At 40.5% G+C, this 13,857-nt stretch carries 13 protein-coding genes; 12 read left to right on the forward strand and 1 reads right to left on the reverse strand.

Translation table 11 applies throughout. From position 1 onward, the window contains the following. Positions 1–191 precede the first annotated feature (191 nt). The 12 genes from G7058_RS10465 (at position 192) to gorA (ending at position 10,891) form a co-directional block, all read left to right on the forward strand. Positions 192–563, forward strand: a complete 372-nt coding sequence (locus G7058_RS10465; RefSeq protein WP_166063458.1) for a GntR family transcriptional regulator — start codon at positions 192–194, stop codon at positions 561–563. Next, positions 556–1,245, forward strand: a complete 690-nt coding sequence (locus G7058_RS10470) for an ATP-binding cassette domain-containing protein (protein WP_166063459.1) — start codon at positions 556–558, stop codon at positions 1,243–1,245. Before G7058_RS10465 ends, G7058_RS10470 begins: the two co-directional genes overlap by 8 nt. Further along, on the forward strand, positions 1,242–2,066 hold the full coding sequence (locus G7058_RS10475; RefSeq protein WP_166063460.1) for a hypothetical protein: 825 nt from the start codon (positions 1,242–1,244) through the stop codon (positions 2,064–2,066). Before G7058_RS10470 ends, G7058_RS10475 begins: the two co-directional genes overlap by 4 nt. A 16-nt stretch (positions 2,067–2,082) precedes the next feature. Continuing rightward, the gene (locus G7058_RS10480; protein ID WP_166063461.1) at positions 2,083–3,261 is read left to right on the forward strand and encodes a hypothetical protein; all 1,179 of its coding nucleotides are present in this window, start codon (positions 2,083–2,085) and stop codon (positions 3,259–3,261) included. 10 nt (positions 3,262–3,271) lie between these two features. Next, the gene (gene gloA2, locus G7058_RS10485; RefSeq protein ID WP_166063462.1) at positions 3,272–3,652 is read left to right on the forward strand and encodes an SMU1112c/YaeR family gloxylase I-like metalloprotein; all 381 of its coding nucleotides are present in this window, start codon (positions 3,272–3,274) and stop codon (positions 3,650–3,652) included. Positions 3,653–3,782: 130 nt separating this feature from the next. Then, on the forward strand, positions 3,783–5,297 hold the full coding sequence (gene glpK, locus G7058_RS10490; protein WP_166063463.1) for a glycerol kinase GlpK: 1,515 nt from the start codon (positions 3,783–3,785) through the stop codon (positions 5,295–5,297). Further along, positions 5,297–6,949, forward strand: a complete 1,653-nt coding sequence (locus G7058_RS10495) for an FAD-dependent oxidoreductase (RefSeq protein ID WP_166063464.1) — start codon at positions 5,297–5,299, stop codon at positions 6,947–6,949. The genes glpK and G7058_RS10495 overlap by 1 nt, the downstream gene beginning before the upstream one ends. Before the next feature lie 10 nt (positions 6,950–6,959). Beyond that, positions 6,960–7,679, forward strand: a complete 720-nt coding sequence (locus G7058_RS10500; protein ID WP_166063465.1) for an MIP/aquaporin family protein — start codon at positions 6,960–6,962, stop codon at positions 7,677–7,679. A 169-nt stretch (positions 7,680–7,848) separates the two neighbouring features. Beyond that, positions 7,849–8,415, forward strand: a complete 567-nt coding sequence (locus tag G7058_RS10505; RefSeq protein WP_166063467.1) for a chromate transporter — start codon at positions 7,849–7,851, stop codon at positions 8,413–8,415. Position 8,416: 1 nt separating this feature from the next. Further along, complete coding sequence (locus G7058_RS10510) at positions 8,417–8,986, forward strand: chromate transporter (RefSeq protein WP_166063468.1); 570 nt, start codon at positions 8,417–8,419, stop codon at positions 8,984–8,986. Between the two features lie 10 nt (positions 8,987–8,996). Continuing rightward, entirely contained in the window at positions 8,997–9,530 is a 534-nt protein-coding gene (locus G7058_RS10515; RefSeq protein WP_166063469.1) for a dihydrolipoamide dehydrogenase, read from the forward strand. An 11-nt stretch (positions 9,531–9,541) separates the two neighbouring features. Then, positions 9,542–10,891, forward strand: coding sequence for a glutathione-disulfide reductase (gene gorA, locus G7058_RS10520; protein WP_166063470.1), 1,350 nt, complete (start codon positions 9,542–9,544; stop codon positions 10,889–10,891). Between the two features lie 123 nt (positions 10,892–11,014). Here gorA and G7058_RS10525 read toward each other — a convergent pair whose 3' ends face one another. Beyond that, positions 11,015–13,678, reverse strand: coding sequence for a cation-translocating P-type ATPase (locus G7058_RS10525; RefSeq protein WP_227004530.1), 2,664 nt, complete (start codon positions 13,676–13,678; stop codon positions 11,015–11,017). Positions 13,679–13,857 lie beyond the last annotated feature (179 nt).

Here is a 13,857-nt window from a genome sequence, read left to right on the forward strand (position 1 = left end):
ATTTAATTCGTTAAATACTATTTCATAAAAATTTGAAAGGGAAAATACTAACAATCCGAATTTTATTGGGATTGTTAGTATATTTTTATTTCCGCTCGTTGGCTATTGACACCTCGAGTGTATTAACCTTACAATACAACGTGAAGCGTATTACGTGATTAATACGCAAAAAAGAAAGGTGGGTGGATTAGATGGAGTTTGATCGCCGTAGTCCGGTCTATGAACAATTAGTAAATCATTTCAAAGAACAGATTGCTAACAATGAATTGAAGCCGGGACAAGAATTACCCTCACGAAGGGAGATTGCAGCTACTTATAAAATTAATCCTAATACTGCACAACGGGCTTTTAAGGAAATGGAGGAAAGCGGTTTGATTTATACGGATGGAAATTCGCCTAGTAAAATTACGGAAGATACGGAGTTAATCAAAGAAGTCAGAATTGAACTGCTAGATTCGGCCCTCGATAATTTTATAACTGTTGCGATGCGGTTAGGGCTTACGTATGAGGATTTGAATCATGTTATCGCCGAAAGGTTTAAGGAGGAGAAAGCGAATGCTTGAAATAAAGAATCTACATAAACAATTCGGTAGAAAGAAAGTTTTAGATGGCGTTTCTTTCAACTTGAATCGGGATGAAATCACCTGTATTACAGGGATAAATGGAACAGGAAAAACGACGCTTATGAATTCTATTATGGGTTTATTACCAGTTAAAAAAGGGAGCGTTCATTTAGACCAAGAACCTATTTCAGGAACTAATTACGATAAAATCGCCTACATTGCCGATACGATTACAGTTCCGCGCACTATGACAATTGAGGAAGCAATGACTTTTATGCATACCTTTTATGAAAAATGGAACCAAGAAAAAGCTGATGAACTTCTTTCATTCTTTAAGCTGCAAGCTAGCGATAAAATTAAAGATTTATCGAAAGGAAACCAAGCAAAAGTAAGTATTCTATTGGGTATCGCACAGGATGCTGATTTTTATCTAATGGATGAACCATTGTCAGGGATTGACATGTTTGCCAGAGAACAAATTTTGGAAGTATTCACCAGTCAGTTTGTTTCCGGTAAAGGCGTGCTCCTTGCGACACATAATATGGAAGAAATTGAGACGTTAGTAGATCGCGTTATTATGCTGAATCAAGGCATTATTACCCACGATTTTTACGCTGAGGAATTGCGTGAAACGGAAGGGAAATCAATCATCGATATGATGCGGGAGGTGTACCAAGGATGAAAAAGTTTACTGATTTATTATTATTCGAAATCAATCGCATAAAGAAAGCTTATTTGATGCTGATTGGATTGATTGTCTCCCTACAAATAGTCGCAAATATTTGGGCAAGTAATAATTTTATGCGCATGTATAAAAACCATGTGAAAGAAACTAGAGGGAGTATGAACGACTTTTTAGAAAATTGGGGAAAGTTTGATTTCTTCCAAGTACAAAATCATTTTATCTTTGAACTCTCTATCATGCTGGGTATCTTTGCTTTGGTCTTGTATGTCTTTGTTATATGGTACCGCGATTGGATTGGGAAGAATAATTTATCCTATCGTTTCCTGACACTTCCAGGTTCCCGCATGAGTATTTTCTATGCGAAGTTAGCCTGTATTCTCTTTCTAATCGGTGGACTGCTGGCAACGCAGATAGTGATGCTTTATCTGGGAGAAATGTTGACTGGCATACTGTTGCCGGATGAGATGTTCGAAACTCTTCGCTTTTTAGGTCAGCCCGCAAAGAATGAAGTGATCAGCTTTATTTTACCATCTCGGATTTTAGATTTTGTTCTTCACTATACTGTAGGCATTGCTATTTTAGTTGCTGTCAATCTTATGATTGTTTTGCGGTTAAGCTTTAAGTGGAAAGGCTTGGCAATGGGGATTGCGGTAATTGGAATCCTTCTTGCTCTCTTTATAGCAGTATTGCTTTCAGGTTGGCTGGATTATATTTTCCCAATAGAACAATTAGCATTGACGATTCTATTTAGTGTCCTTGTGACTGTTGGCTCTTTACTAGCAAGCCACTATCTGATGAATAATAAAATTAGTGTATAAGAAGGAGGAGACTAAAATGAAAAAACAGAAACGTATCTTGGCCGGCTTGGGCATTGTTATAATGATCATTCTATTTGGTTCTTATTTTGCTCCTTTGGTTACGGGCTACTCACGTGCTTCATTTGATGTAGTCACCACAGCAGGTGATGAAACATTAATAAAAGATATTCACTTTTTTGGTGCTGTAAATAAAGGTTATGATTCCGAGACCATTATGATTGAAAATGGAAAGGCACATTATGTGAGTACAACAACTAATTTTTCCAGTTACGTTTGGGAGGAGAGGGAAGTTGCTTATTTAATGGAGCGTTATCCTTCCTTTGTGCGCGGAAAGTCACGCGCTGCTGAAAATTTTCACGAAACAAAAGACAGTATTGTCTATGTAGAAAATTATACAAGCAGTAATGATAGTGACGAGCCGGTTTTGGAAATGACCCTTCCGATTGCAGTGCTGGATAAAAACACAGGCAACGAAAAAGAAAGTAAAATAACAATAAAAGGCAGACAACCCTTCAACTTTATTCATGTGTATGATGTAATCGTAAATGGTGACCGCGTGATAATGGATGTTTCGGTTGATTGGCGACAAGACCAGATGCAGACAATTGTCTACGACTTGAAAGATGAAATAGAAATTAATACCTTGGATAAAAAGCTGACACTTTACGATGAAATGGATAATCATAGCTACACTAATTTCGTTGTAGACGAAGAAGGACAGATGCTACTTGTACGTGAACAAAAAGCAACAGGAGAAATAGAACTAGCATATGAGTATGCTTACTGGTTATTCAATTTACAAGATGGATCGCGTGAAGAAATAGAGCTATCAGAAGCTGCGTATCAACCAGAGAACTTGTTCTATGCATCCAAAGCAGGCGTTTTTGTCATCAATAAAATAGACGAGCAGCTTGTCATAGAGAAATCTGAATTAAATGCGCAGCGTGTTATTTGGAAAGAAGTACTTCCAATTGAAAGTGATGATTCCAACAGCTATCAGTCAAGTTTTTCAATTCTTGGCAAAGATGGGATGTTATTAGTAGCTGAAAACTATTTCTATGATACAGAAGACACTCTTCAATTTACATTTGTCAATTTGGAAGAGTTCGGTATACTAGCAGAAGGCTATATCGAAATGAACGTTGTTGGCACTTCTACAAATGGTTATTTTGATACCATCACTTTTACTGAATAGGAGCGATTCCATGTTTTTAGAAAAAATCCATCACGTCGCAATCATTGCTTCAGATTACGAGAAATCAAAGCATTTCTATACAGAAATTTTAGAATTACCGATTATCCGAGAAAACTATCGGGCGGATAGAGATTCTTACAAGCTAGATCTCCAAGTGGGCACGAGTGAAATTGAATTGTTTTCATTTCCTAATCCACCCGAGAGACCGAACACGCCCGAAGCAGTAGGGCTGCGACATTTATGTTTTTATACAGAGGATGTTGAAGCTGCCGTTGAAAAGTTAGAAGCAAAAGGTATAGAATGCGAGCCGATTCGCATGGACGATTACACCAATAAAAAATTCACGTTTTTTAAAGATCCGGATGGTTTACCATTGGAGTTGCATGAATAGTTCTTTTATAACTAACAATCTGACACATTACATGTGTGTTGGATTGTTTTTTTTATTATTTAAAGTGTTTCATTATAAAAATGAAAGCGATTACGTTAAAATAAAATGGAAAGCAGAAGGAGGAAAAATAATGGAAAAGTTTATCTTATCAATCGATCAAGGTACCACAAGTACTCGGGCAATATTATTCGATCATGACGGAAATCCGCGTTGGCAATCACAGCAAGATATTAAACAATATTTCCCGGAACCGGGATGGGTAGAGCATGATGCCAACGAAATCTGGATAAAAACCTTGCAAGTTATTGCGGGTGTCATGATTGAAGGAGGCATTAAACCAGCTGCGTTACATACAATTGGTATTACGAACCAACGCGAGACAACGGTTATTTGGGATAAAGAGACAGGTGAACCGATTCATAAAGCAATTGTGTGGCAGTCCAAACAGACCTCTGATATTGCAGATCAGCTCATTAAAGACGGATACAAAGAGAAGATATTAGATAAAACCGGTTTAGTAATCGATTCCTATTTTTCCGCGACAAAGATTAAATTTATTCTGGACAAAGTTGAAGGCTCAAGAGAAAGAGCCAAAAATGGTGAGTTATTGTTCGGAACGATTGATACGTGGCTTCTATGGAAGTTAACGGGTGGCGAAGTTCATGCGACCGACTATTCCAATGCCAGCAGGACCATGATGTATAACATTTATGATTTAAAATGGGATGAAGAAATTTTAGACATCCTGGATATTCCGATTGAAATGTTACCAGAAGTCCGTTCGTCCTCGGAAGTGTATGGAAAAACGATGCCGGAAGTCTTCTTCGATACCGCAGTTCCGATTTCAGGTATGGCGGGTGACCAACAGGCGGCTCTATTTGGGCAAACGGCCTTTGAAAAAGGGATGGTTAAAAATACCTACGGAACCGGAGCATTTATCATCATGAATACCGGAGAGGAGCCAATCAAGTCGGATAATGGCTTGCTAACAACTTTAGCGTATGGGATTAATGGCAAAGTATATTATGCATTGGAGGGAAGTATCTTTGTGGCAGGTTCAGCAATTCAGTGGCTGAGAGATGGGATGCGGATGTTCCGAGAATCGCCTCAGTCAGAAGGGTATGCAACGAAAGTGGATACGACTGATAATGTTTATGTTGTGCCAGCATTTACAGGATTGGGAGCACCGCACTGGGATCAAGATGTGCGTGGATCTGTCTTTGGAATTACGCGCGGAACTACAAAGGAACATTTTATCCGTGCCACACTTGAATCTTTAGCTTATCAAACACGTGATGTCCTCGAAACAATGGTAGCGGATTCTGGAATCGAAATTCCGATTCTAAGGGTAGACGGGGGCGCGGCTATGAACGATTTCTTGATGCAATTCCAAGCCGATATTCTAGATGTTACGATTGAACGGTCGAAAATCAGTGAAACGACGGCTCTCGGTGCTGCTTATCTGGCCGGACTATCTACCGATTTTTGGAAAGACCAAAGTGATGTTAAAAAATATTGGGAGAAGGATGCCACATTCGAACCGCAGTTTTCTGAAGAAAAAAGAGAGGATTTATACAGCGGTTGGAAAAACGCTGTTGAAGCTGCGAAGGTATTTCGTCATAAAGCCCGGAAGGAGAAGGAATAATGAAACTTTCGGCAGAAACACGCACGGAAAATATAGACTGGCTCCAGAATAATCAGTTAGATTTACTTGTTATTGGTGGGGGCATTACTGGGGCAGGTATCGCCCTACATGCCAGTGCGAAGAAGATGGCAGTCGGATTGATTGAAATGCAGGACTTCGCGGCAGGTACTTCCAGTCGCTCAACGAAGCTTGTTCATGGTGGTCTCCGTTACTTGAAAAATTTTGAAGTTGAGTTAGTAGCAAATGTTGCACGTGAGCGGGCCATCATTCATCACAATGCGCCGCATATCGTCCAACCCCGCAAAATGCTATTGCCCGTTTATGATGAGCAAGATGCTTCGTTCACAGATTTTTCAGCGGAAATTGCTCTGCAGTTATACGATCAGTTAGGAGAAGTGAGTGAAGAATGGCGTTATTCGCTTATAACTAAAGAAGAAGTACGTGAGGAAGCGCCGGGTATCAAAGAAGAAGGATTGCTAAAAGGCGGGCTATATTTAGACTATTTGAATGATGATGCACGCTTGACTATTAGCATTTTGAAAACGGCTCATCAACAGGGTGCTAAAATTACGAACTATGTCAAAGCGGTAGGTTATCTCTATGACGAAGAAAATAGAATTAATGGTGTTGAAGTGGCAGACAAAGAAACGGGAGAGACGTTCTCAGTTTATGCTCGCGTAGTTGTTAATGCAACAGGTCCTTGGTCAGACGAAACCCGACACATGCAGAAGAATCGCCAAGAGAGCCGGATGTTACCGACGAAAGGCGTTCATTTTGTGGTCGATCATAGTCGCCTGCCCGTTAAGCGAACCATTTATACGGACACAGGGCTACAGGATCACCGGATGCTATTCATTATTCCCCGTAATGGTAAGACCTACTTTGGTACGACAGATACACCTTATGAAGGAGACCTTGTTGATCCGAAAATTACCCAAGAGGATGTTACCTATCTTTTAGAGGCAATAAATATACGTTTCCCAGGTGCGAACCTCACGCTTGCTGATATTGAAACAGGCTGGTCGGGTCTACGTCCCCTCATTCAACCGGAAGATGCTAAAGATCCTTCTGACATTTCCCGCGAGCATGAGATTTTTATATCTGAAGAAGGACTTGTGACAATTGGCGGTGGGAAGTTGACGGATTACCGATTAATGGCTGAGGATACGCTTAAAACGATTGAAAGTCTCTTAGATAAGAAGTTTTTGGAAGTAGATACAGCTACAATTCACTTATCAGGTGGTGAAATTAAAGCAGGGTATACATTTAACGACTACTGTGAGCCAGCTATTAAAATAGGGGTTGCAGCAGGGCTCAGCGAGACGGATGCACGAACGTTGATTGATTGGTACGGGACTGATTTTGAAAGCGTCCTGGAAGGGTTGGATGCGGTCAAAAAGAGCCGGTTACCTGTGAAAGATGCTTTGTCTTTGCAGTATGCCATGCAGTATGAAATGGCACTAAACTTGGAAGACTATTTCTTGAGAAGAGTAGAGACGTTGCTGTTTGACTATAATCGGATGCGCGCATTATTGATGCCAGCATTGGAACAAATGGCCGCTCACTATCAATGGGGTGAAGAGAAACAACAAAAAGAGAAAGAAAAACTGATTTCTGCAATGGAACGGGCGCATTTGACAGACTTAAGATAGGAGTGAAAAGATGGATTCTCGGATGATGACAGAATTACTTGGTGAATTTATAGGTACAATGATTTTAGTCCTGTTAGGAGATGGCGTTGTAGCGGGAAATGTCTTGAAGAAAACGAAATCTGAAGGAACCGGCTGGCTGCTTATTACGTTCGGATGGGGCTTAGCCGTTACCATTGCTGTGTTCGCTTCGGGTTATTTATCGCCAGCGCATTTGAATCCTGCTGTAACGTTGGGTATGGCAATCGCTGGTGAGACGCCGTGGTCAGCAGTTGTTCCCTATATCCTTTCTCAAATCGCTGGAGGTATTGCGGGTGCTATCTTAGTCTGGTTGCACTACAAACCGCATTTCAATGAAACAAAAGATTCTGAACTTATCTTGGCTGTCTTTGCAACTGGACCGGCAATTCGTGATACAATATCGAATTTAATTAGCGAAATTATTGGCACGATGATTCTCGTGTTTGGTCTCTTGGCTTTTGGTCGGGCGACATTTGCAGACAGTTTAAATCCGATTGTTGTCGGAATGCTGATTGTATCAATCGGGATGTCTTTAGGTGGAACGACGGGATATGCAATCAATCCAGCTCGTGACCTTGGGCCAAGAATTGCCCATCAGATTTTACCTATTTCAAATAAAGGAGACTCGGATTGGGGTTACGCTTGGATTCCGTTTATAGGTCCCTTAATTGGTGGAGCTCTTGCTGCTGTATTGTATTTATTAATACCTTAAGAAAGTAAAGAGACTCGCTCAGACATATTTTTAGTCTGAGTGAGTCTATTTTAATTGGATACTATGCTCGGAACATTTCACAAGATAGTACTATTTGGAACTGTTTTTTTCCTTTAACATTCCAAGTCTGATAAAATGAGAAGTAGGATTAATTTATGGAGGGTGAAGGATGGACAAAAAGGAGAGTAAGTTAGCAATTTATTGGACATTGGTAAAATCGACATTCATTTTAAGTGCATTCACAATCGGAGGCGGGTATGTTATTGTTCCGCTCATGCAAAAAAAGTTTGTGGAAGAGCTGAATTGGATCGATTCCGAAGAGATGCTTGATTTGGTAGCCTTGGGACAATCCATGCCAGGTGCATTAGCGGTTAACACATCGATATTGATTGGTTACCGGATTGCGGGTGTAACCGGAGCATTGATAACATTGTTGGGGACGGTCAGTCCACCACTCATTATTATCACAATCATATCTTATTTTTATATGTCGTTTAGAAATAATCCGATTGTGGACGCTTTAATGCTCGGGATGCAAGTCGGAGTAGTGGCAGTTATTCTGAATGTCGTATTTAATATGGTGAAAGATGTTCTCAAAAGAAAAGACAATGTGAATATTCTTATTCTAGTGGGTGCCTTTATTGCTGCCTTTGTGTTTGATGTGAATGTTATTGCTATTATATTTGTGGCTGGAATACTAGGATTTATCAATAATCGTATGAAAGGAGAAGTATAACATGCTGTTACTAGAATTATTTTGGTCTTTTTTTAAGATTGGTCTATTCACGATTGGCGGCGGGTATGCTTCGTTACCTTTAATCGAAAATGAAATTGTGAATGCTAAAGCCTGGATTACAGTACAAGAATATACAGATATTATTACTATTTCTCAAATCTCACCCGGTCCTATTGCGATTAACTCAGCGACCTTTGTAGGTACGAAGGTTGGTGGCTTCATTGGTGCCGTGATTGCGACATTAGGCGTTGTAGCGCCATCCGTGATTATTGCGTTAATATTGGCGAGAATGTATTACAAATATCGCAGTGTGGATACGATGCAAGGAGTACTGGCTGGACTGAGACCCGCAGTTGTGGCTTTAATCGCTTCTGCAGGAGCAGCCCTGCTGGTCACTGCGCTTTTCCAAACAGGTGGCTTCCAAATCGCAGGGTTCGAAGTAAATGTGATTGCTGTTATTATGCTGATAATTGCCTTGTTTGCATTGCGGAAATATAAGGTGGATGCGATGCTTGTTATCTTTATATGTGGTGTGAGTGCTATTTTATTATCATTTCTAGGAATCATGTAGGAGGAATTCTATGAGTGACGTGCCCACTAAATGGCTTGGTTTACCACCAGCCCGTTTTATGAAATACAAAAACTGGATTAACAAGGAAAGACCAGGCATATGCGGCACTTATTGCGCATCTGTTCTTGTCCATGATGCTATTTATCAAAGAACCAAACACTCACTTCCCAAAAAAGTCTTATTAAATGGGATGCGTGTGGTTGTTGATGATGTCATGCCGTATCGAGGGACATTTTATTGGGATTTGGCACATGGTATCAGAAGAATGCTGAGTCATTCAAAAATCTGGCGTGTAAAGACGGGAATTCTCACAGAACGGATTGTTCCCGAAATCCTGAGCAGTGAGAATCCACGACCAATCATCGTCGGGACGACACGCTATCTAAATAGTAAATACAAGAATCATTGGCTCGTCGTCTATGGCTATGGATACAACGAAGCGGGGAAATTATTTTACCGTGGTTATGATAATCATGGGCGTTATAAAACGATTATTCCAGCCTCACAGACAATGTGCTGTGTCTGGTTGGAAGATAGACTATAGGAGGAATAAAAGTGAGAGAATTCGATTTTATTGCAATTGGTGGCGGTAGTGGTGGAATTGCTACGATGAACCGTGCATCAGAATACGGTGCAAAAACAGCTGTTATCGAAAGCAACTTATTAGGAGGAACATGTGTCAATATTGGTTGTGTTCCGAAGAAAATTATGTGGTATGCAGCGGAAGTTAAAGATGCAATTACAAAATATGGGCCGGATTATGGTTTTACAAGCAGCCAAACGGAATTTGATTTTGATACATTATTAAAGAATCGTGAAGCGTATATCGAAAGATCGCGAAATAGCTATGATGCTGGTTTCGAAAGACGGGGCGTTGAAGTAATTAACGGACATGCGAAGTTTATTGATAATCAAACTGTTGAAGTTAATGGCGAACAAATTCGTTCGAAACATATTCTGATTGCCACTGGTGCAAGACCAGTCTATCCGGATATACCAGGCAAAGAACTAGGTGAAACGTCAGATGACTTCTTCGAATGGACAGAGCTACCTAAAAAAGTAGCAGTTGTTGGAGCAGGGTATATTGCTGTTGAATTGGCCGGAGTCATGAAAACATTGGGTGTGGATGTTCATTTATTCACGCGCCAAGATCGTCCGCTGCGTTCTTACGACGAAACAATCATCAATGTATTAGTTGAAGAGATGAAAAAAGATGGCCCAATCTTACATCCATTCTCGGTGCCAAAAGCAGCGGAGAAGAATGAGGATGGGACGATTACCTTACATTTTGAAAATGACTATTCAGACGATTTTGACAAAGTTATTTGGGCAGTGGGCCGTGAAGCGAATATCGACAGTATTAATTTAGAAGCGGCCGGTGTACGTGTGAACCAAGCTGGCTTTATCCAAGTTGACGACTACCAAAATACAAGTGCAGATAACATTTATGCAGTAGGAGATGCGACTGGAAAAACAATGCTGACACCTGTTGCGATTGCAGCGGGAAGAAGATTGTCAGAGCGTCTGTTTAATAATAAACCGAATGAAAAGTTGAACTACGATAATATTCCAACGGTCATTTTCTCTCATCCACCGATTGGGACAGTTGGTTTGAGTGAAGTAGAGGCAATTGCGAAACACGGTGAAGAGAATATTAAGACGTATACTTCTACATTTGGTTCGATGTATACAGCCGTTACAGCTCATCGTCAGACTGTGAAGATGAAGCTAGTTTGCCAAGGTCCAGACGAGAAAGTTGTAGGACTCCACGGGATTGGTTTTGGGGTTGATGAAATGATTCAAGGATTCGCTGTTGCCATTAAGATGGGTGCAACGAAAGAAGATTTTGATAATACGGTAGCCATCCATCCAACGGGTGCAGAAGAATTCGTAACAATGCGTTAATACGTAAATAATAAAACCAAGGAGCAGGGGATAGACCCTCAGCACCTTGGTTTTTTTATGTGAGCGATTTTAAACCAAAAACAGACTGGAACAAATGTCCCAGTCTGTTAGTGACTTACTTAATTATTTTTTACCCATTGCACGTTGTACAGCTTTAACTAATTCAACAATTGGAACAATCGCAAATGCAGAACCAACGGAAACTGCCCATTGTAGTCCAGTCAATTGAGAAACTCCGAAGAATGTGCTCAAGCCAGGTGTTAAGATAACACCTAACAATAGTACAGCAGATAGGATTGTTGCGTAAACCAATGTCTTGTTACTGAATACGCCAACTTGGAAGATAGACTTGTAAACAGACTTAGAGTTGTACGCGTGGAACAATTGAATCATACCCAATGTGATAAATGCCATTGTTTCAGCGTCCATATGAGCTAATTCGCCCGTATGACCCATCATTGGGTTGGAAGAACCCCACCAGTAAACGAATAGAGTGATTGCACCTTCAAGGATACCTTGATAGATAATCGCGCCACCAACACCATTTGAGAAGAAGTTAGAGCTACGTCCACGAGGTTTTTGTTCCATGATATCAGCTTCAGCATCTTCAAGACCTAGAGCGATAGCAGGGAATGTATCAGTAACCAAGTTAATCCATAGAATATGAACAGGCTCTAGGATTGTCCAACCTAGGAAAGTAGCAACGAATAGAGATAGAACCTCACCCAAGTTAGCAGATAGTAAGAACTGAACTGCTTTTTGGATGTTAGCAAAGACTTTACGTCCTTCTTCAACCGCAACAACGATTGTTTGGAAGTTGTCGTCAGCAAGTACCATGTCAGAAGCACCTTTAGATACTTCAGTACCAGTGATACCCATACCAACACCGATGTCAGCTGTCTTCAATGAAGGAGCATCGTTAACACCGTCACCAGTCATGGAAACAACTTTACCATGGTTTTGCCATGCTTTAACGATACGAACTTTATGTTCAGGAGATACACGTGCGTATACAGAGTATTTCTCAACGTTACGTGCAAATTCTTCGTCAGTTTGTTCGTTTAATTCAGCACCTGTAAGAACAGCGCCTTTTTGACCATTTTCGATAATACCAAGACGAAGCGCGATTGCTTCAGCAGTATCTCTGTGGTCACCAGTGATCATGATTGTACGGATACCAGCACCTTTAGCAGTTGCAATAGCAGCAGCAGCTTCTGGACGCTCAGGGTCGATCATACCGATCAATCCAGCATAAGTCATATCAAACTCAACCGTTTCAGATGACATTGTAGCAGGAACTTCATCAATAAATTTGTATGCCATTGCCAATACACGTAGAGCTTGAACAGCTAGACTGTGGTTAGCAGAAAGAATGTTTTCACGAATTGCATCAGTCATTGGTAGAACTTCACCGTTCATATCAATTGTAGTTGCACGTTTCAACAACTCATCAGGCGCACCTTTTGTAGCAACTAGGTAACGTCCGTCAGCAAGTTTATGGATTGTAGACATCAATTTACGATCTGATTCAAATGGAACCTCAGCAACACGTGGCTCTTTTGCAAGATCCGCTTTTAGGTTCATACCTTTATCAAGACCGTATTGAACCATTGCAGTTTCAGTTGGGTCACCGATTAGAGTGCCATCGCTACTGATTTCAGTATCGTTAGCAAAGTTCATAACTTTCATAACTGGTAAGTCCAAAGCGATTGCTGCATCAGCATCATGAATTTCACCGTTGTAGAAAACTTTCTCAACAGTCATTTGGTTCATTGTTAATGTACCCGTTTTATCAGAACAGATTACTTCAGTACCACCAAGTGTTTCAACAGCTGGAAGTTTACGAACTAAAGCGTTTCTCTTAGCCATTTTTTGTGTACCAAGAGCTAGAATGATTGTTGTAATAGCTGGCAATCCTTCAGGAATAGCAGCAACTGCAACAGAGATAGAAGTAAGTAACATTTCTAACCAGTCACGGCCGTTTAGTAATCCCACAACGAACATAATTGCTGCAACAGCAAGAATTAAGATTGTTAGAGATTTACCTAATTGGTCTTGGTTCTCTTGAAGAGGTGTTTTTGTTTCTTCAGCGTTAGCCAACATGTTAGCGATGTGACCAACTTCTGTATTCATACCCGTTCCAACAACAACACCCGCTGCACGTCCGTAAGTTACGTTTGTACTTGAGAATGCCATGTTCAAGCGGTCACCGATACCAGCATCAGCATCGATATCAACAAGCTCTTTCTCTACAGGAACAGATTCACCTGTAAGAGCAGCTTCTTCAATCTTAAGGGAGTTTGATTCAATCAAACGTAGGTCAGCAGGGACAACGTCACCAGCTTCTAGTAATACGATATCACCAGGAACGATTTCGTCACTACGAACAGTAACAACTTCGCCATCACGCTTTACGCGAGCCATAGGAGATGCCATTTGTCTCAAAGCCGCAATTGCTTCTTCAGCTTTAGATTCTTGATAAACACCAAGAACAGCATTCAAAACAACTACCATTAAAATAATAATTGCGTCAGAAATTTCACCAAGAACGCCAGAGATTAAAGCAGCTGCTAATAGGACTACGATCATAAAATCTTTGAATTGATCCATGAACTTAGCAAGGAGTGATTTTTGTTCTCCCTCCTCTAAAGCGTTAGGACCGTATTCTTCAGCCCGTTTTTTTGCTTCTGCACTCGTAAGACCTGTTGCTGTTGAGTCTAGTTTTGATAAGACTGTTTCAGCATTTTGAGCGAAGAAAGCTTCACGTAATTGTTCTTTTGCCACAATTTTTCCCCTCTCTAAAACTATATATTTTGTGCTAGATATGAAAAAAGACCTATGCATTTCAAGACAAACCTCTATAAGTAGAAAGTTTTCCTGTATGCATAAGTCTCACTATTTAAGATAACACCAGCAGAATAGTGAAACTTCTACTTATTGTTGATGCTACCACAGCCGGAGCTGCT

Source organism: Jeotgalibaca porci (assembly GCF_011299095.1).
GTDB classification, from domain to species: Bacteria; Bacillota; Bacilli; order Lactobacillales; family Aerococcaceae; genus Jeotgalibaca; species Jeotgalibaca porci.